Source organism: Cytobacillus oceanisediminis, assembly GCF_003182355.1.
Lineage (GTDB): Bacteria > Bacillota > Bacilli > Bacillales > Cytobacillaceae > Cytobacillus > Cytobacillus oceanisediminis_A.
The window spans coordinates 93,697-117,237 of record NZ_QGTW01000009.1 but is presented as its reverse complement, the minus strand read 5'-3'; the positions used below and the strand labels follow the sequence as shown (position 1 = coordinate 117,237).

At 40.0% G+C, this 23,541-nt stretch carries 23 protein-coding genes and 1 pseudogene; 2 read left to right on the top strand and 22 right to left on the bottom strand.

The genetic code is table 11. From position 1 onward, the window contains the following. Positions 1-136: 136 nt before the first annotated feature. From pfkB to DFO73_RS16900, 18 genes and pseudogenes are all read right to left on the bottom strand, one after another. Positions 137-1,090 (bottom strand): 1-phosphofructokinase, encoded by a 954-nt coding sequence (gene pfkB / locus DFO73_RS16985; RefSeq protein WP_110065908.1) that lies wholly within the window; start codon positions 1,088-1,090, stop codon positions 137-139. Continuing rightward, entirely contained in the window at positions 1,077-1,940 is an 864-nt protein-coding gene (locus tag DFO73_RS16980) for a tagatose bisphosphate family class II aldolase (protein ID WP_110065907.1), read from the bottom strand. Before DFO73_RS16980 ends, pfkB begins: the two co-directional genes overlap by 14 nt. After that, positions 1,919-3,091, bottom strand: coding sequence for an N-acetylglucosamine-6-phosphate deacetylase (nagA, locus tag DFO73_RS16975; protein ID WP_110065906.1), 1,173 nt, complete (start codon positions 3,089-3,091; stop codon positions 1,919-1,921). Before nagA ends, DFO73_RS16980 begins: the two co-directional genes overlap by 22 nt. Beyond that, on the bottom strand, positions 3,091-3,513 hold the full coding sequence (agaF, locus tag DFO73_RS16970) for a PTS galactosamine/N-acetylgalactosamine transporter subunit IIA (RefSeq protein ID WP_110065905.1): 423 nt from the start codon (positions 3,511-3,513) through the stop codon (positions 3,091-3,093). Before agaF ends, nagA begins: the two co-directional genes overlap by 1 nt. Positions 3,514-3,532: 19 nt before the next feature. Further along, the gene (locus DFO73_RS16965; RefSeq protein WP_110065904.1) at positions 3,533-4,408 is read right to left on the bottom strand and encodes a PTS system mannose/fructose/sorbose family transporter subunit IID; all 876 of its coding nucleotides are present in this window, start codon (positions 4,406-4,408) and stop codon (positions 3,533-3,535) included. Further along, complete coding sequence (gene agaW / locus DFO73_RS16960) at positions 4,398-5,174, bottom strand: PTS N-acetylgalactosamine transporter subunit IIC (RefSeq protein ID WP_110065903.1); 777 nt, start codon at positions 5,172-5,174, stop codon at positions 4,398-4,400. Before agaW ends, DFO73_RS16965 begins: the two co-directional genes overlap by 11 nt. 20 nt (positions 5,175-5,194) lie before the next feature. After that, the gene (gene agaV / locus DFO73_RS16955) at positions 5,195-5,668 is read right to left on the bottom strand and encodes a PTS N-acetylgalactosamine transporter subunit IIB (protein ID WP_110065902.1); all 474 of its coding nucleotides are present in this window, start codon (positions 5,666-5,668) and stop codon (positions 5,195-5,197) included. 12 nt (positions 5,669-5,680) lie between these two features. Beyond that, the gene (locus DFO73_RS16950; RefSeq protein WP_110065901.1) at positions 5,681-6,856 is read right to left on the bottom strand and encodes an SIS domain-containing protein; all 1,176 of its coding nucleotides are present in this window, start codon (positions 6,854-6,856) and stop codon (positions 5,681-5,683) included. Between the two features lie 20 nt (positions 6,857-6,876). Continuing rightward, positions 6,877-7,803 carry an ROK family protein gene (locus DFO73_RS16945; RefSeq protein WP_110065900.1) on the bottom strand — a complete coding sequence of 309 codons (927 nt, stop codon included), beginning with the start codon at positions 7,801-7,803 and terminating at the stop codon, positions 6,877-6,879. A gap of 143 nt (positions 7,804-7,946) precedes the next feature. Continuing rightward, positions 7,947-8,678: a GntR family transcriptional regulator gene (locus DFO73_RS16940; RefSeq protein ID WP_110065899.1), complete on the bottom strand. Its 732-nt coding sequence runs from the start codon at positions 8,676-8,678 to the stop codon at positions 7,947-7,949. Between the two features lie 328 nt (positions 8,679-9,006). Beyond that, positions 9,007-9,840 (bottom strand): carbohydrate ABC transporter permease, encoded by an 834-nt coding sequence (locus DFO73_RS16935; protein ID WP_110065898.1) that lies wholly within the window; start codon positions 9,838-9,840, stop codon positions 9,007-9,009. A 14-nt stretch (positions 9,841-9,854) separates the two neighbouring features. After that, complete coding sequence (locus DFO73_RS16930) at positions 9,855-10,757, bottom strand: carbohydrate ABC transporter permease (RefSeq protein WP_181396044.1); 903 nt, start codon at positions 10,755-10,757, stop codon at positions 9,855-9,857. 105 nt (positions 10,758-10,862) lie between these two features. Further along, positions 10,863-12,113, bottom strand: a complete 1,251-nt coding sequence (locus DFO73_RS16925) for an ABC transporter substrate-binding protein (RefSeq protein WP_110065896.1) — start codon at positions 12,111-12,113, stop codon at positions 10,863-10,865. Between the two features lie 215 nt (positions 12,114-12,328). Then, positions 12,329-13,603 (bottom strand): Gfo/Idh/MocA family protein, encoded by a 1,275-nt coding sequence (locus tag DFO73_RS16920; protein WP_110065895.1) that lies wholly within the window; start codon positions 13,601-13,603, stop codon positions 12,329-12,331. An 86-nt stretch (positions 13,604-13,689) separates the two neighbouring features. After that, a complete protein-coding gene (locus DFO73_RS16915; RefSeq protein WP_110065894.1) occupies positions 13,690-14,739 on the bottom strand; it encodes a LacI family DNA-binding transcriptional regulator in 1,050 nt (349 codons plus the stop codon). Between the two features lie 111 nt (positions 14,740-14,850). Next, positions 14,851-14,958: pseudogene (locus tag DFO73_RS16910) on the bottom strand (dihydrodipicolinate synthase family protein); the annotation flags it as partial. A 356-nt stretch (positions 14,959-15,314) separates the two neighbouring features. After that, positions 15,315-16,100, bottom strand: a complete 786-nt coding sequence (locus DFO73_RS16905) for an SDR family oxidoreductase (protein ID WP_110065893.1) — start codon at positions 16,098-16,100, stop codon at positions 15,315-15,317. 188 nt (positions 16,101-16,288) lie between these two features. Next, positions 16,289-17,026, bottom strand: coding sequence for an SDR family NAD(P)-dependent oxidoreductase (locus tag DFO73_RS16900; RefSeq protein WP_110065892.1), 738 nt, complete (start codon positions 17,024-17,026; stop codon positions 16,289-16,291). Positions 17,027-17,202: 176 nt separating this feature from the next. Between DFO73_RS16900 and DFO73_RS16895 the strand changes: the two genes are divergently transcribed. After that, positions 17,203-17,811: a TetR/AcrR family transcriptional regulator gene (locus DFO73_RS16895; protein ID WP_110065891.1), complete on the top strand. Its 609-nt coding sequence runs from the start codon at positions 17,203-17,205 to the stop codon at positions 17,809-17,811. 233 nt (positions 17,812-18,044) lie between these two features. Here DFO73_RS16895 and DFO73_RS16890 read toward each other — a convergent pair whose 3' ends face one another. Together DFO73_RS16890 and DFO73_RS16880 are read right to left on the bottom strand one after the other, a co-directional pair. Further along, positions 18,045-19,487, bottom strand: coding sequence for an alkaline phosphatase PhoX (locus DFO73_RS16890; protein WP_110065890.1), 1,443 nt, complete (start codon positions 19,485-19,487; stop codon positions 18,045-18,047). Between the two features lie 774 nt (positions 19,488-20,261). Beyond that, a complete protein-coding gene (locus DFO73_RS16880; RefSeq protein WP_309043545.1) occupies positions 20,262-20,576 on the bottom strand; it encodes an alpha/beta fold hydrolase in 315 nt (104 codons plus the stop codon). A 311-nt stretch (positions 20,577-20,887) separates the two neighbouring features. On the opposite strand from DFO73_RS16880, the gene DFO73_RS16875 reads away from it, so the two are divergent. Then, positions 20,888-21,286, top strand: a complete 399-nt coding sequence (locus DFO73_RS16875; RefSeq protein ID WP_110065888.1) for a nuclear transport factor 2 family protein — start codon at positions 20,888-20,890, stop codon at positions 21,284-21,286. Positions 21,287-21,374: 88 nt separating this feature from the next. Here DFO73_RS16875 and DFO73_RS16870 read toward each other — a convergent pair whose 3' ends face one another. Together DFO73_RS16870 and DFO73_RS16865 are read right to left on the bottom strand one after the other, a co-directional pair. Continuing rightward, complete coding sequence (locus tag DFO73_RS16870) at positions 21,375-22,730, bottom strand: MATE family efflux transporter (RefSeq protein ID WP_110065887.1); 1,356 nt, start codon at positions 22,728-22,730, stop codon at positions 21,375-21,377. A gap of 12 nt (positions 22,731-22,742) precedes the next feature. Next, complete coding sequence (locus DFO73_RS16865) at positions 22,743-23,528, bottom strand: ABC transporter ATP-binding protein (protein ID WP_110065886.1); 786 nt, start codon at positions 23,526-23,528, stop codon at positions 22,743-22,745. Positions 23,529-23,541: the final 13 nt, after the last annotated feature.

Sequence of the window (23,541 nt, the reverse complement as noted above, 5' to 3'; positions counted from 1 at the left end):
GCACGAAGAAAATGCGAATGCATTTTCGAGTATCTCGCACCTTGCGCTCCAATCAACCAACCTTGTTCATCAATTTTTTCCAATCACAAAACCTATTTAAAAACAACATTCTATTAGAAAAGAGCTTTCATAACTTTTATGACCAGCCTGACCAAGATGACTCTATTGAAATTTGTTTAATCAAATAATCCAAGTTTTGGAGATTTATATATCCTGTTCTTTCTTCCAGTACGTTTGCTGCTCCGCAAGCAGAGGCCAGAACCAGAGTATCCTTAATTGAATACCCTTTTGATAGTCCAGCAGCAAAACCTGCAATGAATGAATCTCCTGACCCCACAGCGCTAACTGCACGAATTTCTGCGGATGCCACTTTCAGCCGCTCACCTTTATAATAAACTAGCGACCCCTTATCACCGGCTGAAACAATCACAACCTCTATACCTTTCTCAGCGATTTTCTCCATCGCTTTCCAGATTTCTTCTTCTCCCTGGCAAGAACGGCCAAGAATCTCTTCAAGTTCCTCGCGATTAGGTTTGATTAAATAGGGTCCAAGCAGCAGGGATTCGGCTAGTGCCTCCCCACTTGTATCCAGAAGAACTTTGACTCCATGATTTTTAGCTTCTCTTATCATCCATTGATAGAGACTGGACGATACTCCCAGGGGCAGGGAACCGCTTACAACAAGGATTTTTACCTCTGGAATTAAAACGCGCAGGCGCTTCCTTATTTCTTCCTGCTCCTCACTGGAAATGAAAGGCCCTTCCTCAAGAATTTCTGTCTGATTATTCCGGCTGTCAATAAAGGCCAGACACTGCCTTGTTTCACCTAATATCTGTACAAATTCATCACGAACATCCAGCTTTGCCAGTTCATTGCGGATATAGGTCCCGTTACTGCCGCCTAAAAAACCGGTTGCAGTCACCTTTTCACCTAGAATGCCCAAGACCCTCGTCACATTCAGCCCTTTTCCCCCTGCTGATTTTAGGGGGCTTTTAGTACGCGTGCTGCCTCCAATCTTAAGGCGCTCAAGGCGATAGGCACTATCTATAGCAGGGTTAAGTGTAACGGTTAGAATACTAGGCTTTTCCATTGCTGCCACACATCAGGATTTTATCCACGACTACTTCCTTCATGGCTTCTTTGCCTGGTGTCATGTATTTTCGCGGGTCATTTGCGTCAGGATTTTCATTAAAGTATTGTTTTACCGCATTGGAGAACGGAATTTTAAGGTCTGTTGCAATGTTTACCTTACAAATACCGAGTTCTATTGTTCTCTTTACCATCGCATCCGGAATATCGGAAGCCCCGTGCAGAACGAGAGGAATATTAACAACTGAGTGGATATCTTCCAGTCTCTTGAAGTCGATTTTGGGCTCTCCCTTGTATAAGCCATGAGCAGTACCAATAGCAACCGCTAAAGAGTCAATCCCAGTTAAATCCACAAATTCTCTTGCCTGTTCCGGATTAGTAAATTTCGCGTCCTTTTCATCAACGACGAGGTCGTCCTCCACTCCACCCAGACGACCTAATTCAGCCTCGACAGAAACTTCATGTTCATGAGCATATTCGACAACTTGCTTTACGATTTTGAGATTTTCCTCAAAAGGATGATGGGAGGCATCAATCATTACAGACTTAAAACCGAAGTCTATATATTTCTTGATTTCTTCAAAACTCTCAAAATGGTCCAGGTGAAGTGCGATCGGGATCTCATATCTTTTTGCAGCAGCATTTCCAAGTGAAACCAAATAGTCACCGCCGGAATAAGAAATTGTTCCTGGTGTACTTGCAAGGATTACAGGAGAGTTCAACTCTGCAGCAGTATCAACAACAACTTGGAATGTTTCAAGGTTGTGGATATTGAATGCAGGAATCGCATATTTTTCTTCCTTGGCTTTTTGGAACATTTCAACTGTACTTACAATTCTATTATTGCCCATTTTCTTTTCTCCTCCATAAAAACAACTTTTCCATTAACAAAGGTGGCCTTTACATTGAATGCGTCATCGATTACAGCAGCATTCAATTTCTTCCCAATTTCAATTGTGCCGGTTTCTTCCCCAATACCGAGCAAACTAGCTTGATTTATTGTAGCCATTGGTAAAATACACTCAAGCGGCATTCCAAGAACTTCTTGGGTGTTTTTTAAACACCTCATTAAATTTGTCGTACTGCCTGCCAGGGATCCAGTCTCCAATGTTCTGGCAATACCGCCTTTTACAGTGACAGATAGGCTTCCCAGTTTATACTCCCCATCCGTTAAATCCGCAGCGGCCATGCTATCGCTTATTAATAAAATTTTGTCTGCTCCTTTAGCTTTGTATAGCAGATGAATTCCTGCTGGATGTACGTGTTCCAGATCAGCTATCAATTCGCAAAAAGTCTCGTCATCTGTCAGGAATGCCCCCAGACATCCCGGATCACGGTGGCTGAATCCGCGCATTCCGTTAAACGTATGAACTGAAATACTAGCGCCTTTTTCAATAGCTATATTGGCAGTTTCATAGTCTGCATTTGTATGTCCCATCGAGATAAGGATTCCTTTATCCTTCAGATATGGAATAACCTCTAAAGCCATAGCCTTCTCCGGTGCCAGCGTTAGAATTTTAATCGTATTTTGCGAAGCTTTTATCAACTCATCAAGTTCTTCCATTGTTATTTCACGCATGAATTTCAAAGGATGTGCCCCTCTGTGCTCAGGGGTTATATAGGGTCCTTCAACATAAGAACCAATAATTTCTGCTCCAGCCGTTTTTCCAATTTGTCTGCCAATCTCTCTAACGGCAGCTTTTACTTTCTCAAAATCGTCCGTAAGTGTTGTGGGCAAAAAAGAAGTCACACCATGCTTTGCAAGAGATAGGGAAATCTCCTGCAAAGCTTCTGGCGTTGCATCCATTGTGTCTTTCCCTGAAATCCCATGGATATGAATATCAATGAGCCCAGGAATAACGGCAAATCCCGAGAAATCATGTATCTGGCAGTCTGGCTTCTCGTCCGTTATATCCTTGATCAAGCCATTCTCATAAATAACATATCGCGAATATATTCGGCGGTTAGGAATATAGATTGTGTCTGCAAAAATAGCCTCCATTAAATACCTGCTCCATCTCTCTTGAGGCGCTCTGATTTCTGGAAACATTTTATCGCTTCTCTTCCAGAAGTAATGGCCATTTCTTTTAGTTCGCCTATGGATACATTATCTTTCATAATTGCTGTTTCAATAACCATTGCCAGATTTGCACCGCCAATAACAGCAGCATCCTGTTGATTGTTTGTTAGAGAAACAGCGGTTTTAAACGGGGAACCTCCCACAAGATCGCACAGAACGAGTATCCCATTGCAGCCCTCTAAGTTTGCCAAAGCTGCTTTAATCTTTATTTCCAGGTCTGATGTAGAATCTGATTCTAAGAAATCAACATACTCTATACGTGGCTGTTCCCCTGCAATTAATTTCACTGAAGAGTGAAGACCTGTTGCAAAGGATCCATGCCCTGAAACAATTAATCCGTTCATTTTTTCCTCCTGACCCCGTTTAAAGAATAGTGCCAAATGGGAATGGTATCTTGCCAAAAATGCCAATAACGACTGTAATCAAAATTAAAATGACAGGGGACAAGCCTCTTTTCAGCATGTAGTACATTAATAATGTATAGCCTAGTGGAAGCAAGTTTGGCATGATCTTATCAAGCAAGTCTTCCTGGAGGGCAATTTCAGCTTTGCCTGCATGAATGACAAGGTTTGCCTTTAATTGCACAAAAGATGCTATCAGCCCGCCTACCACTGTCAAGCCAACGATCGAGGCAGCATGAGAAACTTTCTTCGTGTTTTCTTTTAAGGAGCTGATGGCATTGGTACCAGTATTATAGCCATATCGCATAAGGCCGAAGCGCAGTCCAAAATGGACGACATTGAATATAATAAGGAACACAAGTGCACCCATTGGATTGCCATCTGCACCGAGCGAAGCACCTATACCAACACAAATAGGCAGAAGTGTTAGCCAAAACAATGCATCTCCAATACCACCCAACGGCCCCATCATGGCTACGCGGATAGCCCGAATGGTATTTCGATTCTGCTTCTTTTCTTCCATTGCAAGGACAATTCCCATAATGATATTCACTAAAAAAGGGTGAGTATTAAAAAATTCCATATGGCTTTTCATTGATTCGCTTAGGTCATGCTTGTTCTTGTGGATCTTCTTTAGTCCAGGAAGAATAGAATATAGCCAGCCAGCCGCCTGCATCCTTTCATAGTTGAAAGATGCTTGCAGCAATAAAGAACGCCAGACCATTTTGTTAAGGTCTTTTTTTGTAATCAGTTGTTCGGTTGAAGAATTTTCATAAAACTCAGGATTGTTTGCCTGAGCTGGAATTTCCGGTTCAATGGCTGCATTTTCAGATGCCACGGCCTCTCGCTCCCCTCATAGCAGCTCCCTGGCCGCCAGATGTTTTATAAAAATCATACATAGCAATTGCCAGACCGATTAGCGCGACAGCAATAATCGGCATTTGCAAATAGGTAACAAGGATGAATCCGCCGATAAAATAGGCAATATATTGTTTTTTTAGCATAATTTTCAAAAGCATAGCAAAACCAATGGCTGCCATCATACCGCCAGCGGTGCCGAGACCTGCAATGATCCAAGCCGGAAGTGATTCCACTACATTCTTGGCTGCATCAGCACCAAAATAGATTGGAAGGAATGCAACAACAAAATAGAATACAAACAGAGTTAATATTCCCAGGTAATTAATCTTGTCGATGCCTTTTGTATTTGCTTCTTCGGCATACTTATCTGCTTTATGCATGACAGGTGAAAAAGCAGTAAACATTAATGTGATACATGCCTGGACTGCAACGGCAAATGGAACAGCAACTCCTATCGCAACCTGAGGCTCTTGTCCGGTCAAAATGGCAAATGCTGTACCAATTATTCCGCCAATAACTACGTTTGGTGGCTGTGCTCCTGCAAGCGGTACCATTCCAGCCCATACTAATTCAATTGCCGCTCCAGTCATCACACCCGTAGGCAAGTCGCCTAGGATTAAGCCAACAATGACTCCTGTTACAATTGGTCGGTGAATGTGAAACAAACCGTTAAACAAGTCGATGCCGGCAATGCCAGCCCAAATAGCAATTAGCAATGCCTGAAGCAAAATTTCCTGATCCACCAGTCATACCATCCTTTCCCTTATAAGAATTTATAAATATCATCTGGCCTTTCATCGGGAACACGGCGCACTTCGAGTTTTACACCATGTTCTTTTAGCTTGCGGAAAGATAATTTGTCAGCATCATCAACTGAAACAGTCGAGTAAATTTGTGTCTTCCCTTCAGAATAGTGCATATTTCCGATATTCACTTTGTCGATCGGAACACCTCCTTGGACAAGCCGCAGGACATCTTGTGGAGTTTTAACAACCAAAAAGATCAATTGATCTTCAGAGGCATCATGAATAATATCTGCAGTTGTCTGTATCGAGAAAAAGCGGACACCGATTGCTTCTGGAACTACCATTTCCATTAAGTCTTGCTGGACTTCATCTTCAGCTACTTCATCATTGGCTACAACAATTAGGTTAGCTCCAAGGTGATTAACCCAGGTAACACCTACCTGACCGTGCACAAGACGGTTATCAATTCGAGTCAACAAAATATTTGGCACTTTGTACTCCCCCTATTTTTTAAAATTGTATATGTTAACTCCTTTAACCACCCTATTAACCATTCCGGTTGGACTAGGGTTATCAGGTGTTACACCCAGGTGGATGGAATTGAACAGCGCAAATAGCTGTCCGACAATCAAATAATTCAGGGCAATCAGATGATCTTCCAGATATATATTCTCCTGCTCAGGAATTAAAAAAGCGCTGTCGCATATTTCCGCAATTTCTTTTTCATTGGTATTTGCAACCGCCACCACAGTTTTACTGCCGCCGTCTTTTTTTAATTCTTGTAATAAATCAATCTCATATTTTCTTGTATAAGGATCATTGGATATAAAAACGAAAATCAGCGTTTCGTCATCAATCAACGATTTGGGCCCATGTCTAAACCCGAGAACAGATTCATGAAAAGTTGGTATTTTTCCGGATGTAAGTTCAAGATGCTTTAAGCTTGCTTCCTGTGCCAAACCTTTTAAGGTTGATGAACCCAGGTAGACAACTCTTTTCTTGTTGAGGCTGACAAGATTCTTAATCGATTTATATTGCTGGGTTAAAATTCTGTCTGCATTCTTAGAAACTACTTCTATTTTTCTCTTCAGCTCTTCCAATCGATCTAACTGGAAAATCAGGAGAGCGGATAGGTACATACAGCTGAAAGAGCTGGTCATTGCAAAGCCCTGGTCATTCGAATCTTCCGGCATTAGAAGGAGAAAGGTATTTTCATCTTTTCCGGCTTCTTTTGCAAGCTGTCCTTCAGGATTGCATGTGATGATAATCTGGCTAATATTGTTGATCAGTTTATTAGCTAAAGTGTAGGTAGCCAATGATTCAGGGCTATTTCCACTTCTCGCAAAGGAGACAAGTACGGTAGGAACTTCTGCCTTAAAATAATTCAAAGGGTTTGTAACAATATCGGTAGTCGAGATCGAGTCAATTTGATAAGGAAGTGCTTTTCTCAACTGAGGCGTTAAAGTATCTCCTACATAGGCCGATGTCCCTGCACCAGTAAAAATAATCCGTGCCTGTTTGGCAAATATCTTTTGGGTGATAAAATTCTGAATCGCCACTTTTTGTTTTTCAATAGTCCCTACTGTCTGAAGCCATAGTTCAGGCTGTTGATGAATCTCTTTTACAGTGTGTTTCGCGCCTTTTATTTCTTCTTCATATAAACTTTTCACAAAACCCATAGTTTTTCACTCCACTCTTGTTATTTATTAATTTTGTTATGATGGGTCTTTTTCGATTTTTGTTTCTCAGCTGTATACAAACATCCAAATAATCCAGCATCACCATTTAACTTGCTTAATTGAACCCTTTCTTCAATCCCCTTCTGGAGGGGATTTTGCACCATGTGTTTTAGTTCCTGTTTTATAAGAGCAAAGAATTCAGGCTGGTTAATAATAACTCCTCCTCCCATCACTACTAAATGAGGATCGATTAAGGTAAAAATTTGATGTAATCCTCTTGCAATGCACTTTGCAGCTCTTTGAATTATCTTCTCTGCCTGAGGGTCTTTCCGATAATAAAGTTCCATAACACCAGCTACGGTTATTTGCGGATTGAACAATTTCTTCGCACTTTCCTCAATAGCGGTTCCAGATGCAAGATTCTCTAAACTTTTGAGTTCATCACCATATTCCAAAAGTGTGAATCCTACCTCGCCCGCAATTCCTGCTCCGCGGAGAAATTTACCTTCTGATAGCAGGCATGCGGAAACACCAGTGCTAACCGTTACATAGGCAAAGGTCTCCTTTTCCATCTTCCATTCGGTCCATTCGCCAAAAGCTGCCATATACACATCGTTATCCATCACAACTTCTGCATTAGGAAAATATTTATTAAGATTTTCTCTTAGGGGGAAATTTCTCCATGGCAGATTATTTTGATAAACTGCCAGCCCATGTACTGAATCCACTTTTCCCGGTATGCCTAATCCAATGAACTTGATTTCTTCAGGTTTTGTTTTTTCTGATTCCAATATTTGAAAAAACAAGGCGAGTACACGATTAAATAATGCTTCTGAATCGTGTGAGACACTATCAGCCTGAATTCGTTGTTTTATAGTCTTTTCTTTATCAGAAACAAAGGCAGCTGCAATTTTTGTACCGCCTATGTCGGCTACTAATGCTGTCATACTCTTTCTCCCTTCAATATGTATATAGCGTCTATTTAGGGCTTTGGCATTGATTATTAACAGACAACGGGTAGTTGGGTTGTTGGTACAAGTTAAAAGAATATTTAACTCATAGCCTCGAAACTATGAGTAAGTGTTATCTATTATGTTAGTTCTGTATAAAAACGGCAACGGTCTCCGCGTACAATGGATCGGCAAAATTCTACAGGGTTACCTTCCTTATCAAATGCTGTCCTTTCCAACAATAAAGCCGGAAGACCTTCCTTGGTCTGAAGATACTCGCTCTCATCAGCACGGATTAAAACTGGCTCAAAAGCTTCTTTGGCACGTGTAACTACAACATTGAATTGCTGTTCGAGCAAATCATATAAGGAAATTGTACCAATTTCATTTAACTTGGACATATCAGGGACAGTTTTTTTTGTAAAAAAGGACGATTCAAGGATAATGGGTTCATTATTCGCACATCGCAAGCGTTTTAATTCAATGACACTTTCGTTATTTTTCATTTGCAGCCCTTCTTTGATTTTTGCAGTAGGCTTAACTTCACGGATATCTAAAATAATATCTCTAGGGTTCATTCCATGTTCTTTGAGAACTTTGCTAAAACTATAGAAACCCATTAATGGCTGCTGAAATTTTGGCTTTGATACAAACGTGCCTTTACCTTGGATTCTGTACAAAACCCCATCCTGAACAAGTTCTTCGATCGCTTTTTTAACTGTATTCCTACTTACTCCATACTCATCCATTAATTGATTTTCAGAAGGAACTTTGTCTCCTGTATTCCAGCTGCCATTGTCAACCGATTCCTTTAATATTTCTTTAAGCTGATGGTAAAGCGGGATTATACTATCGTGCTGCAAATGTTTCATTTAGATAAATTCCTCCGTGTTTGTGCTTTAAGTAAAGTCTATTGTTTGAAAATTTACTTAAATTATACCATTAAATGTTAACGTGTCAACCCAACAACCCTTTTTATTAATTAAACCTTTTCGACAATAACTTGATAGTATTTTTCTACATACAATAACAGATTAGACAGACTGCACTATCGACCAAAAGCACATTTTACCAAACAAGATCCAGTACCCATCCTCAAAGATTAAATACTCAAGGATGGGTTGTTGGGATAAGTGATTTTAAAGAAAACCTCATTGACTCTGAGGTGTTATAACCAATATGCTTGCTCATCAATACCCTTTATTTCCCCCCCGTCACAGCAATTCCTTGAATAAACTGCTTCTGCAGGAAGATAAACAAAATCAGCATTGGCAGGATAGCTAAAAAAGATCCAGCCATTAGAATTGGGTAATTGGTTAAATATTGACCCTGAAGTGAAGATAATCCCACTGATAGAGTCATAGACTCAGGAGAACTATTAACAATCATCGGCCACATCAATTCATTCCAGCTCCAGAGAGTTGTAAAAATCCCAAGAGCGATTAATCCCGGTTTTGCAAGAGGGAGCATTACTTTCCAATAGATTTGGAAATGGTTGCAGCCATCAAGTCTTGCAGCCTCTTCCAATTCCTTTGGAAGTCCCATGAAAAACTGGCGCAATAGAAAAGTGCCAAATGCACTAAACAAACCTGGGACAATGACTGCCTGCAGGGAATTAAGCCAGCCTAATTTAACCATAATCATATATTGAGGCAGCAGGAATACTTGTCCAGGCACCATTAATACAGTAAGCGCTAACAAAAATAAGATGTTTCTCCCTGGGAATTCAATTCTGGCAAAAGCATAAGCCGCTAATGAACATAGGAACAATTGGCCGACAGTCCTCAGGACCGTAATAATAACGGTGTTGTACATAAATTTGAAAAAGGGCAGAAGTCCAAATACTTCTTTATAGTTCCCCCATTGAAAATCTTCCGGAATCAAAACCGGCGGTACTTGAATCGACTCCGTATACGTCTTTAACGAGGTAAGGATCATCCATAAGAAAGGCAGAACCATTGCTGCCGCCCCAACAATCAGGATGAAATGGAAAAGGAATGTTTTACTTGTAAAAAGCTTAAGTGTTCTATCCATCGGCACCACTCCCTTTAATCATAATGAACCCACTTTTTCTGCAGGACCATCTGAATTGCTGTAATAATCAAAATGACCGCTAATAAAAGAACTGCAATAGCCGCAGCATATCCTTTATCATTTAATACAAAGGCATGCTGATAGAACAAATAGACAATGGACTGTGTACTTTCCAGCGCTGTGCTGCTTTTTCCAATCATCATGAAAATTAAGTCGAATACTTGAAAAGCACCAATTAGTGACATTATGGTCACAAAGAAAATAACTGGCGAAAGAAGCGGCAGTGTGATTTTAAAAAATACGGTGACAGGACCCGCTCCGTCAATTTCTGCTGCCTCATAATACATCTTTGGAATGCCTTGCAGCCCTGATAGGAAAATGACCATATTGTAGCCAATACCGCTCCAAATCGCCACGGCAATAATTGAATATAAAGCAATATTGGGATCACTTACCCACTGTGGGCCTTTAATTCCAACCAAAGATAACAAATAATTTAACATCCCGTAATCGGCGTTATAAAGCCATTTCCAAACCATCGCTATTGCAGCAGGCATGGTGATTACAGGTAAAAAGAACAAAGTTCGATAAATGGATTTACCTTTTATATTCTGGTTTAAAAGAACCGCCACAATAATGGATAGGAAAATTCCAATTGGCACAGTAAATATGATATACATGATTGTGTTCTTAAATGCTTGTACGAGAATTGCATCCTCTAGCAATCTCTTATAATTGTCTAAACCTGTCCACTCATACTGTCCAAATGCTCCCCATTCGGTAAAACTAAAGTAAAAATTCTGAACAATAGGCCACAGATAAAAAATAAACAGCCCTAGCATTGTAGGCGCAATCATAAGATAAGCCCAAAAATAATCTGACCGCTTCCTTGTCTTTGCGAGGCTCGAAATCTTTATCCTTTTTGCTGATTTTACTTCTGTCTGAAGAGGTACTTCCTTCAAAGTCTTCCCTCCTTTTATGAATGGAAGAGAAGAATATCAAAATTCTTCTCTTCTGTTTTATTACTTGGCCAATGCCTCATTTGCTTTCTTTGCCAGCTCTTCTGCGGCCTCTTCAATACTTATTTCCTCACTCCAGGCCTTTTTAAGTACATCTGTTTCGTACTGCCAGATCTCCCCGGTGTTTTTCACACTTGGCAATGGAACTGAATAGTCTGCACCATCAATAAAAGCCTGAAGATTTAAATTGGGGACAGATTCTTTCCAAGCTTCCTGTGTACCGTTATAAGCAGGTATAACCGTTCCAGTTTTGGCAAAGACTTCAGCTGCTTCTTTAGAACCAAGGAATTGAACAAACTTCCAAGCTTCTTCTTTATGTTTTGTATTCGAAGATATTACATTAGAAAGCCCGTGAATAGAAACTGCCCGTTTTTTTCCTTGTGGAACCACAGCCACATTTAAATCAGGATTTTTCTTATATTCAGGAACCATCCAAGGACCATCAAACATCATCGCTATCTTTCCAGAAGAGAATAATTCAGAAGCAGCCGTTTCGGTCATTTGCGCTTGCGTAGGAGATAATCCTTCCTTAATAAAGCTGACATTGTATTCTAATGCCTCGATAGCTTCTGGTTTGTCGAACCCCACAGACTTGCCATCCTCAGAAATGATATAACCCCCATTCTGCCAGATGAAATCATAATATCCGCCTTGATTGCCCATTAATGCGGCATAGCCCCAAATTCCTTTTTCTTTGTCAGTCAGCTGTCCAGCGACTTCCTTTAATTTCTCCCAGTCCCACGTTTCATCCGGATATGGTATACCTGCTTCATCAAATATTTTCTTGTTATACCATAACCCAGTCGTATCGTAGTCTTTGGGAATCCCATATATTTCCCCGTCAACCGTATACAGATCAATTAAAGACTCCGGATAATTAGTTAAGCTATAGTTATCTTTTTTAGCCAGTTCGCTTAAAGGAAGAATGACCTTCCCTTCTGCATACTGAACAACATGAGCACCATTCATCCATAAAACGTCTGGCAAAGCACCGCCAGTTGCTGCCGTTTCAAGCTTTTGAAAATATTGGCCATATGGAGTAATTTCTGTTTTCACTTCAATATTCGGATATTTTTCATTAAATAACTTAATAATTTCTTCAATCGCAGGAACCTGTTTTTTATCCCATAATCCATAAGTAATCTCAACCTTGCCATCTTTCTCTCCGCCGGATGCTGTATCACTATCACTGCAGCCAGTAAGGCTCAGCACACCTAATACAACGGTTAAAAGCATGATGATCCATTTCTTCATCCCATTTCCCTTCTTTCCTAAAGTTTTTTTGACTAACTCAAAACATAAGGGGTTTTCTCTAGATGAATAAAAATGTTATTGATAATGTAGGTATTTATAACGTTTACCACCTCCTAGGATAACGTTTTCCAAATAATCATGTTTCTCCATTAAGATTTAATCTTAACTGGTAAAATATATTGCAACACTGCATAAAGAGCTGTGTTTACAATCTTTTAAACTTGAATATTCTTAACTAACCTATGATAATATTCACCTATATTGATAGATTGACCCTGGTTTAACCGTGACTCTTCCGCCGCAAATGCCATAAGATGACTTCTTACAGATGCGGAAACAGAAGAAACACTATCCTCTTTATTTCCATTCCGGACTTCTTCCAGGAATAGTCTCATAATTCCGCGGTCTCCACCGCCGTGCCCGCCAACTGGCTGATCAAAATGAATCACTGTTTCCTGCCTGGTTAAGAAATCAAAAATAGAGATTTCATTTTCTTCCATGTTTCCGCGGATTTCACCTTTGGTTCCCATAATTTGAACGATTCGAGTTTGTTCTCTTGTAAATCCGCACATGCTGAAGGTGGCGGTCGCTCCGCCCTCGAACTCCATATTGACGACCTGATGGTCAACGACATTATTATCTGAACGATATACACACTTCCCATAAGGGGTTTTATTCAAGGCTTTAATAATGCCTTCATTTGTATAGTCTTCTGTAAATTTTTTTGCCCACCCTCTTCCGTCACCAAGATAATATCTTCCCGCATGGAAAGGACACTCAAGCTCGGCAGGACAGCCATCCAAGCATCGTAATGGGGCTCCTTCCGGGGCATTTTCCCCTTTAAAATGCATCAGCGACCCATACGAACTTACTTGTTTACATGCTTTTCCCATAACATATGAAATGATATCCATGTCATGGCAAGACTTCTGGAGGATCATTGGACTCGAATTTTCTTTATTACTCCAATTACCTCTTACAAAGCTGTGTGACATATGCATGACTTCAACATTTTCATTTAATTGAAGAGATACAACTTCACCTATTTCCCCTCTGGAAATTACCTTTTTAATGGCGGACCAAAAGTCCGTATATCTGAGGACATGGCAGATGGTCAGCTGCCGGTTATATGTTTTGGCTTGCTGTTCCATTAAAATACATTCAAGCGGGTCTGGAGACATTGGTTTTTCAAGGAGGACATGATACCCTTGCTCTAAAGCTCTCATGGTCACTTTGAAGTGATTTCTATCAAGGGTACAGATAATGGCAATATCAGCAATTTGTTTGTCCAGCTGTGAGATCTCTTCCCATGATTCATAGCAATTTTCATTGAGAATTTGATGTTCTTGCTGGATTCTCCCTCTCCTTTCCTTATTCGGTTCTGCAACAGCAACAATTTTTAATTCATGCGGATAATCCAATGCATACGGTGCGTATGCTCTTGCCCCTCTGTCCCCAGCTCCTATAAGGAGTGCTGTCATTGTCTTCATGTAACTTTCTCCTTTCTAAAAAATTACCGGAAAATTTTCCGGTTTTTATCCAAACGTTTTCCAAACGTTTTTAAAAAAAGAACCGCTTAGGTCCGTTTTTTAGAAGATGATTCACGAATGACTAACTCAAATGGTAAAATAATTTTTATTGGAAGAACGACTTTTTCCTCTACCATTTCCATAATCGTTTTCGCGGCCATTTTTCCCATTTCATATTTGGGGATTTCCACGGTTGAAAGCGGCGGTGATGAATATTTCCCCATTTCAATATTATCCACTCCAAAGAAAGCAATATCCTCGGGGATTCTTAGCTGATTTTCTATAACTGCTCTCATCGCAGCCAGTGCCATTAAATCACTTGCACAAACCATAGCTGTTGGCAAGTATCCAGAACTGTTTTTAATGAGTTGATTCATTCCCTCATAACTGTTTTCCATTTTCCATCTAGTATTGATAACCCATTCATCTCGAATAGAAAGTTCTGCTTCTTTCATTGCAGATTGATAACCTTTAAATCGTGGTTCTTCATTTAAGTCCTGAAAGGATTCATTAATTCCTCCGCCGATAAACCCAATATCACGATGACCTAGACTCACTAAATGCTGAACAACCTTTTCTATTGCCGCCTCACGGTTATAATCAATAATCGCAATTTCTTTATCAGAATAATAGAAATCAAGTCCCACAACAGGAATCGTTTGCTGTATGTAGTCAATTAAGCTCTCATCAATTCTGTCGATCAGCAAAAGTCCTTCAATCCCGAGATCATGAATTGTCTTGAGAAGAAGTGCCTCATTTTCAATCTCATCCTTAGTAATACTTATTAATGTATAATCATTATTTGCTAAAGTATCACGAATACCTGTATAGATATTGGAAAAGTATGGATTTATTTCAGCCTGTTTAGGATTGGCAACCCAGCCAATTTTCATTGTTCTGGCATCACTCTTATTTTGTCTGTTGCTAACCAAATTTCTTGCATGCTGATTGGGTGTATACCCTAACTCCTTAACAGCCTGCCAAATTTTATTTTTTGTTTCCTGGTTAACATTTCGTGTTTGGTCATTCTGAATAACTCTAGAAACAGTAGAAATAGAAACGCCAACATACTCAGCAATATCCTTTAATCTAACCACAAAACACACCTCTAGGCTGTAACTTCCTGCAGCAATCGCCGGAATTTTTTGAATTTAAATAGACTATAGCACCTCTTACAATTTAAAGTCAATAGCTTGTATACTAAGATTTAGGACAAAAATTTGTTTGGTCCGGTGTCCATTTATATTAAATGTACTGCCAATTGCACCGTCTATGCCGAGAACAGTGGCCGGAAGAAGCATTTCATCAAACCCGGTGCTGCCATTCACATAAAGACCGTCTACTTTATCTTTTTCAGAAAGTATGACTGCATAAGTTGTACCGGAATTTACCGTTGTGAGGACGTATTCAAGAAAGTTGGGTCAACTTATAGCCAGGTTTTAACTGAGTTATTTAAATTTAAGGTAAGTAAATAGACAAAGAATAAAACCGCACGGGTAAACATTTCCGTACGGTTTTTAATATTTATTACTAGTGCTTTAACGCAAGCAGGGATCAATAACCCTCCCTAAATTCGTTCCTGATACGCAAAGAGAAGACGATCCCCGTGTTTCATTGGATATGAATTATCAGTTATAGGAAAAAGGAATTTTAATGAGCCACCTGCATCTGCTTAGTATTTATAAGATTGTCCGCCATCGATTGGAATAACAACTGCGTTGATAAAGCTGGCTTGTTCAGACAGCAGGAATGCCACCAAATAACCCACTTCTTCTGGTTTACCGAAACGTTTCATTGGATTTGGCTCAACAAATTGTTTTCCTACTTCTTCCCAGTTGTCTGGATCGATTTGTTTTAATGAACCTTCGACCATTGGTGTCATGATTGCACCTGGAGCAATAGCTTTGATGCTGATTCCGTATTGACCGTATTCAATGCCAGAGTTTCTTGTTAATCCGACCACGCCGTGTTTACTAGCTGCATAACCAGATTGGTTTCCTACCCCACGGATACCACCAACAGACGCCGTGTTAACAATAGAGCCAAAACCTTGTTCTCGCATCACTTTCAATACGTGTTTTAAACCATAAAAAACACCATTTAAATTGACACTTACTACTTTTTGGAATTCATCAATGCCAAAATCCTCTGTTAGGTTTTGTTTTCCTTCGATCCCTGCGTTGTTGAAGAAACCATCGATTTTCCCAAATTTCTCAACTGTTTCATTTACATAGTTTTCAACTGCTTTTTCCTCTGCCACATTTGCAGTGATAAGCAGTATTTCTGCGTTTGGTGCAACTTCTAACACTTTACTTTTTGTTTCTTCTAATGAAGCACCGTTTAAATCTACGAGTGAAAGCTTTGCCCCTTCTTTTGCTACTTGTAAGGCAGAAGCTTGACCCAAACCTGACCCTGCACCTGTAATCAAAATTACTTTGCTGTCAAATCGATTGCTCATTGTAAATAACCTCCTCATTTTTGTTAAACATCTTTAGAGAAATGATACATATATAATGCTTTTATATCTCCCTTTATTTACCTTTAACTAAAATATCTCTAGTTAAAGATAAATGATCACAAAGTTCCCTTTATCTGTTTAGTCCCCAGGGGTATAAGAATCAACCCTGTAAAAGAACTGTTAAGGATTTATTGAGCCGTATAGCCGCCATCTACCGTTAAGCTGCTCCCAGTCATGAATGAAGAATCATCAGAAGCCAGGAATAATACTGCTTTTGCCATTTCTTCTGCTGTGCCAAGGCGCTTTACAGGAGTAGCAGCAACTAAGGCTTGCTTGCTTTCTTCAGGAATAATTGGTGTATCAATAAAACCGGGGCATAATGCGTTGATGCGGATATTATGTTCTGCATATTCAAGTGCAAGGGAGCGAGTTAAATTAATCACGCCACCTTTTGCAGCGTTATAGGCTGCTGAACCAGGAGACCCCACGAAACCATACATAGATGCCGTATTAACAATTGCACCACTGCCTGTTTTTAGCATTTCACGGATGGATTCACGTGCTACTAAGAAGACACCATCTAAGTCAACATTTACGGTTTTACGCCATTCTGAGTACTCTAATTCATGTGAGGGATGAACACGGCCGATACCCGCGTTGTTGAAGACAACATCCACTTTTCCAAACGTTTCAATAGTTTGTTTAAAGATATTTACTACTTCTTCTTCACTCGTAATATTTGCTTTTATAAAAAGAGCTTTAGCATTAAGCGCTTTCAACTCTGCCTCAAAAGCTTTCCCTTTTTCTTCATTTAAATCAACAAGAACCACTTTGGCTCCTTCTGAAACGAATAAGCGTGCTGTTGCTGCTCCAATACCAGATGCTCCACCGGTAATCACAGCTACTTTGTCTTGTAATTTTGCCATTTTACATCCTCCTAGTGATAAAATTTCTTTAGGCTAGACAAAATGATAATCTGGACTATTTTGCTTACAATTTAATTGTACTCCTTTGTTCACTTTAAACAATCAATAAGATATGATTAAGTGTCTATTAAATAGACATTTATGAACAATCTGTCTATTTCGAGGGAGGTTTTTTCATGAATAGCGAACAAAATACAACATCTCAACGTCAAAATCGAACAAAAGAACATTTAAAGCAAGCATTAATTGATCTCATAAAAGAAAAAGGCTACCATTCCGTTACTGTAAAAAACATTGTTGATTATGCCTCCTATAATCGGAGCACCTTTTATATCCATTACGCGGATAAAATTGAACTAGCTGAAGATTTACGAGTTTCGATGCTTCAAGGGCTTCAAGCTTCGGTAGGCAAACCATACATACCTGGACACAAAGTCTATACAGCCAAGCTCAATGCGCCATCTTTTAATATCGTTTCTTATATCTACAAAAACCGGAATTTTTTTGAACTTATTAATTACGATGACACCTTACCAGGCTTACACACACAGTTCCCTCAAACAATCTTAAAAATCTATAAAGAACAATTTATATTCGAGACTATTAACAATATCCCGGTCAATATGGATTACTTTAAACGTTATACAGCCTATGGCTTTTACGGACTCCTTCAGAATTGGATTCAACATGGATTTAAAGTGTCCCAGGAGGAATTTATCCAAGAAGTCATTGATTTAACGAAAACGCATATTTACTCTCTTAAGTATATTGGAAGTAACAAATAAGCTACTGACCTTTATTAAGGAAGGGGTATGTAAAGAGGTATTTCCCAGTTCATTTGGAAGGCAAGAATGAGCTGATGTATAGATCGAATATAAATGATATTTCTCTATCTTAATAAGAAGATTTAAAAAAGTCCCTGTCCCCTCATTCATTAAAGAAAAGGAGACAGGAACCTTTTATAAGTAAATTCGACTTTCTCTGGATCAAGATTTCAGCTTGTTGCCTTATCCCTCAATTAAATAATGGGCATTCCATGGCGTTCTAATGCAGCGGCTTCCAGGATAGACATCCCCTGTTTTTCAGCGAATGCAGCCAGCTTATCTGAAACAGCAGGCGCGAAGGAAGCTGGAGGAGCTGCGTAACTCATTGCACGCTGGCGAGCAGCATTTCTTCGTGCAAAAGGACCGGTAATCGCAAAAGTTATGCCTGGGCTTTGTATATTAACGAAGAGAGTGTTGCCATCTGGTGAAAATGCAGGTCCTGCAAATTCAGAACCGTTTAGGGTATTCTCTGCAAACGGGTATACATTCCCTTCAGGAGTAAGGCCAATAATTCGGTCGTTTCCGCTTCCATCTTCGGCAATCCATAGGTCTCCCCAAGGAGTAATCGTTATATTATCTGGCATTTCCAGGTCATTTGAAGCTGCAGATTCATAGAACAGCTCTAGCGTATTGGTTGCCGGATAGTAGCGGTAGACACGGCCAAGTTTTCCTGTGCCTGCACTGGTATCGTCGAACCAAAGTGTTCCTGCCGCAAACCACGCTCCTTCTAGGCGGCTAAAGCGAATGCATCCCATATCACGGGCATCTTCTTTTGCACGCTCTGGATTAATTTGCTTCCAGACGATCCCAAACCTTTGTCCATTGCTGAAGGTGCTGGCTGATGAAGCAGGCAATTCATCAATGGCTGCCGCTTCAAGAATTCCGCCTTTTTGCAGAGAACCAAGTTTTTGACTGCGGTCATTTGGAGTAAAACGATATAAAAAGCTTGGATTGCTATCCTCCGTTAAGTACCAGATGCCTGTGGCTGGATCGACTGCACATGCTTCATGAGAAAAGTAACCCATATCCCGAATGGGTGTTTTTGACATTTCATTTTCAGGTTCATGCGGATTTACTTCAAAAACAAAACCATGCCCAAGTTCCCGGGTCTCCTCACATGTTAACCATGTTCCCCATGTGGAAGGGCCGCCTGCACAGTTCCTGATGTTTCCTGAATTAGTCACATACTCGCTAAGTACCTCGTTATTTTGTCCAACAATCAGAGCCGTTGTTCCGCCAGCAGCCCCTTTGCTCCATGGATTCTTTCCGTTTACAGGAAACTCGGCATTCGTTCCGAGTTCATGATTCCTTACAAGGATCGTTGTATTTTTTGGCCCTTGAAAGGCAGCCATTCCATCAAGATTGCCTGGAACTAAATCTCCGTTAGACATTCGATCTCCTGTTTTGGAAATGATTTTGTATTTAAATCCCCGGGGAAGATCTAAAATTCCATCCGGATCTTTTACTAAGGGACCGTAACCTCCGAAGCCGCTTGTTGGGTTTTGAACTGAAGCCAGTGCGCTGGAGGCTCCACCCATTGAAAAAAGTCCAGTTGACCCCAGCGTGATCGCCAGCGTACTCATTCCGCCAGCTTTTAAAAAATCTCTTCTGTTAAGCTCCTTGCTTCCTAATAACATAAAAATACCTCCTATTTTTTTGCAGCATCATGCACGTAAGCTTTTCTATTAAATAAGTTAACAGACTATTCTTAAGGGTAAGTTAACCTTTTGTAAAATATGAATTAACAAAAAAATAGGATTTAAGTTTGAGCTTTCCAGCTGGATCAAAGAAAGGAGCCTGTGACCGCCTAAAATAATATATTTTTAATAAAAGCAGGTAAAAAGACCGACTCTTTTTTTGATGACTAGTATAAATGGGATATTTTTTAAAGAAAGCAATAATTTTACAAATTCTTAATAAATTTTAAAACGAATTCGACAAGCCCCCATTTTATGGCCAATACGCGTCTTTTGATACAAAATACTTTTGGATTAAACTTTTCAAACAAACTTCAAAAGCTGTTGAATTTAAAAATTTTGTAAAGATGAAGTAATTTATTTACTTCCAAATAAAGAGATTACTATTGTTTTAGTTTAAAAAACAGTTGAATCAAATAAAGAACTGCAGGAAAAATCTATGGGGTTAAATCATAATACAGCTTTCCTAGAATTTCCTAAAAGAGAGCACACTGGTAATGAGCAGATTTGCTATGGGTATGCTTTTAAACTTCGATCAGATGCTGAATTAGATGTTTTTTACGTGAATTAAATAAATTTATTAGTAGCACCAAAGGTATTCAAATAGAATAAAGAAAAAAGCACTCCTTGGGGTGCTTAAATCGTCATCGTATAAATAACAGTCAGATTCTACCGCAGTCGGGGGCAGGTACCTGTCTTTTAAGGACCTGCTCTTCACCACTTTATGAACTTAACCTTACCTGAACCTATAATTTGATCCCAATCTTCGCTATGGATCTCATGACCTGACCCTTCCAGCCTCATAAACTCAGCATGAGGGATGGCTTTCTTAAGGGCAAGCCCATGTTGAAATGGAAGAGCTGGATCCTTTGTTCCATGAATAATGAGCACAGGTACGCTGATTTCTCCCATCCTATCGTAATATTCGTCCCCGCCTTGCAGCATGGCATGATTAAATCGACTTAACAGCTGTTTGGCCCGTGCCGCCTCTCTCTCAGCCAGATTATAAATTCTTTTCTGCTCAAACATTTTAGAACCGCCTAATAATCTCCATCCCTCCGCAAGATAGGGAATGACCTCCTCCTGATTTGACCAATCAATAGAACTTCTCTTCGCGTGGTGATCCAGTATGCTTTGACCCATTGGCGGAACTAAAACAACAATTTAGGAGAAAAGAGCCTTTCTAAAAAATACCACTTAAGAATTGTTAACGAATAAAAATACTTATATACACACTTAAAATAATCATATCTAGACTTTATCTAATTGTCATTGATTTATATATATCTTATACTTCTATTAAATTCCATAACAATTCTTGAAATGAAAGGATGATTAAGATGGGGACGGAACAACAGTTTACATCAAACCTCCCCCATAAAGAGAAAGCAGTTTCTTTTCTGCAGCTCGTAGCTTCAGGGAATGTTCGTGAAGCATACCAGCGTTACATCGGTCCAGATTTTTCTCACCACAATCCCTTTTTCCGTGGCGATGCAGATTCACTCATGCTTGCGATGGAAGAGAATGCGGTCCAAAACCCAAACAAAATATTAAAGATCAAAAAGGCTATCCAAGAAAATGACACTGTTGCTGTTTATTCTCATGTGAAGCAGAATCCCGAGGATCTTGGAGGAGCAGTTGTACATATCTTTCGTTTTCAAGATGACCAGATTGTTGAACTTTGGGATGTAGGGCAGCCTATACCTGAAGATTCTCCTAATAAGAATGGGATGTTTTAAGGTACTGACCAAAAGGGAAAAAAATCAGCCGGCATACAATTACAGAGACGTGACCATACCTAATTGCATTAAAAAAAGAGCTCCTTCATTATAATAAGGAGCTCTTAAGTGTTTTATTTTCTTCATTATTAAATGGTCCAGTCTCAGGAAACAGTTTTCTCGTTAACCGGGGGACAAACATTGATAAAAAGACGGAACGCCCTGCACTGAAGATCAGAAAGGACAGCCATAATCCATGATTTCCGGCGATCGGCACCACAAGAAAATATACAAGTAAAAAAATGGACAATGCGAGAAGCATAGAATCCCGAATGGGGGCGGCTTCGGTTGCACCGGTAAAAACTCCATAAAGGATAATACCAAAACTTATCGTTAGGGGAAACACGATTATCCAAATTTCATAGCTTTGGGCCGTTTCTATGATCCTTGGAATATTTGTAAACAACCTGAGGATATAATCATTCAGCAAATAGTAGACACTGGCTATCATAACCGAGGAATATATTGCCCACTGCATGGATAACTTGAGTGTCTGCTGATACAGTGCTTTATCTTTTGAGCCAATTGCTTTTCCTGTCATAATACTGGAGGCATTGGCAAATCCATCATAAAAATAAGCCATGATGTAATGGATTTGAAGCAGGATTGCATTGGCAGCCAATGTTTCTGTTCCAAAGGAACCACCCTTGGCAGTAAATAAATTAAAAACAGTTAACAAACAAACCGTCCGAATAAACAAATCCCTATTCACTTTCATCATTTTCTTGAACGATGACGGATCTATCACTTTATGAAAAGATGGAAATATTCCTTTGAATGGACAAGCTTTCAAAACAATCGCTAATCCGATGGCAAAAACCGTTATTTCTGACAGTAAAGTCGCTGCTGCCACACCTGAAACACCCCAGGAAAATCCAAATACAAAGAGGATATCCAGGACGATGTTCATGAGGTTCATCAACACTTGCAATAACAGCGAGATTTTGATCATAGACATTCCCATCAGCCAGCCCAGAATGACATAGTTTAAGAGAGCAAATGGCGCACCCCAAATCCTGATCTGCAAATAATCCTCGGCGAGTGACTGTACATGATGGTCCGGGCTTAACAGCGGCAAGAACACTTGCATAATGGGCAACTGAAGGGCAATCAAACTAGTTCCTGCTATAACAGCGATAAGGATAGGACGGGCAATTGCCAGCATTCCGCCTTCCGCGTCCTTTGCACCATGAGCTTGTGCGGCAAATCCGGATGTGCTGACCCGCAAAAATCCAAACAGCCAATACATTGTATTAAAAATAATCGTTCCTACTGCAACTGCAGCAATATATGAAGGATCCTGCATCTGGCCCACCACCGCTGTATCAACCGCCCCCAATAAGGGAGTGGTTATGGTTGAAATAATAAGTGGAATGGCCAAAGCGAGATATGCCTTATGATTCATGAAGATCCCCCCTTAACCTTCAAAGACATGCAGCAATTCCTTAGTATATGGATTTCTTTTCACTGAAAACAAATCATATTTGCTGAATTGATCTACTATTTGCCCTTGTTTCATCACCATGATCCGGTCGCTCATAAAGTTCACTGCGGCCAAATCATGCGAAATAAATAGATAGGAAACTCCTAAATGCTGCTGGAGGTCTTTTAAAAGGTTCAATATTTTTGCCTGAACCGAAACATCAAGACTCGCTGTGGGTTCATCAAGAATGATAAGCGATGGCTCAATACTTATGGCCCGGGCGATCGTGACCCTCTGCTTTTCGCCCCCGCTTAATTCATGGGGATAACAGGTAAGATACTTGGATGGAAGCTCCACCATCTCAAGCAGATGCTCTGCTGTCTTTTCCCGCTGATGCCGAGTTCCTATTATAAAAGCTGGCTGGATATTTTTTTGAAAATCCAGTGGTTCCATCAACGAATCGATGATTTTTAGTTTCGGATTCAGTGAGGCGGCAGGGTTTTGAAAGACTGCCTGGATTCCCCTTCTAATTGAGCGAAGGTCCTCTTTACCAGCCGTATGCAGCGCCTTGTTCTTAAACCAGATTTCACCTTGATCCACTTTTTCCAATGCAAGGAGACACCTCGCTAATGTGCTTTTCCCGCTCCCGCTCTCCCCAACAATGCCCAGACATTCGTCTTTCTTTATGACTAGAGATACTTGATCGACCGCAATTTGTCCAGACGAATACTGCTTCGTAATATTTTTTGAAACCAGCACCTCAAGTCCAGCCGTACTCATGTAATCACCCGCT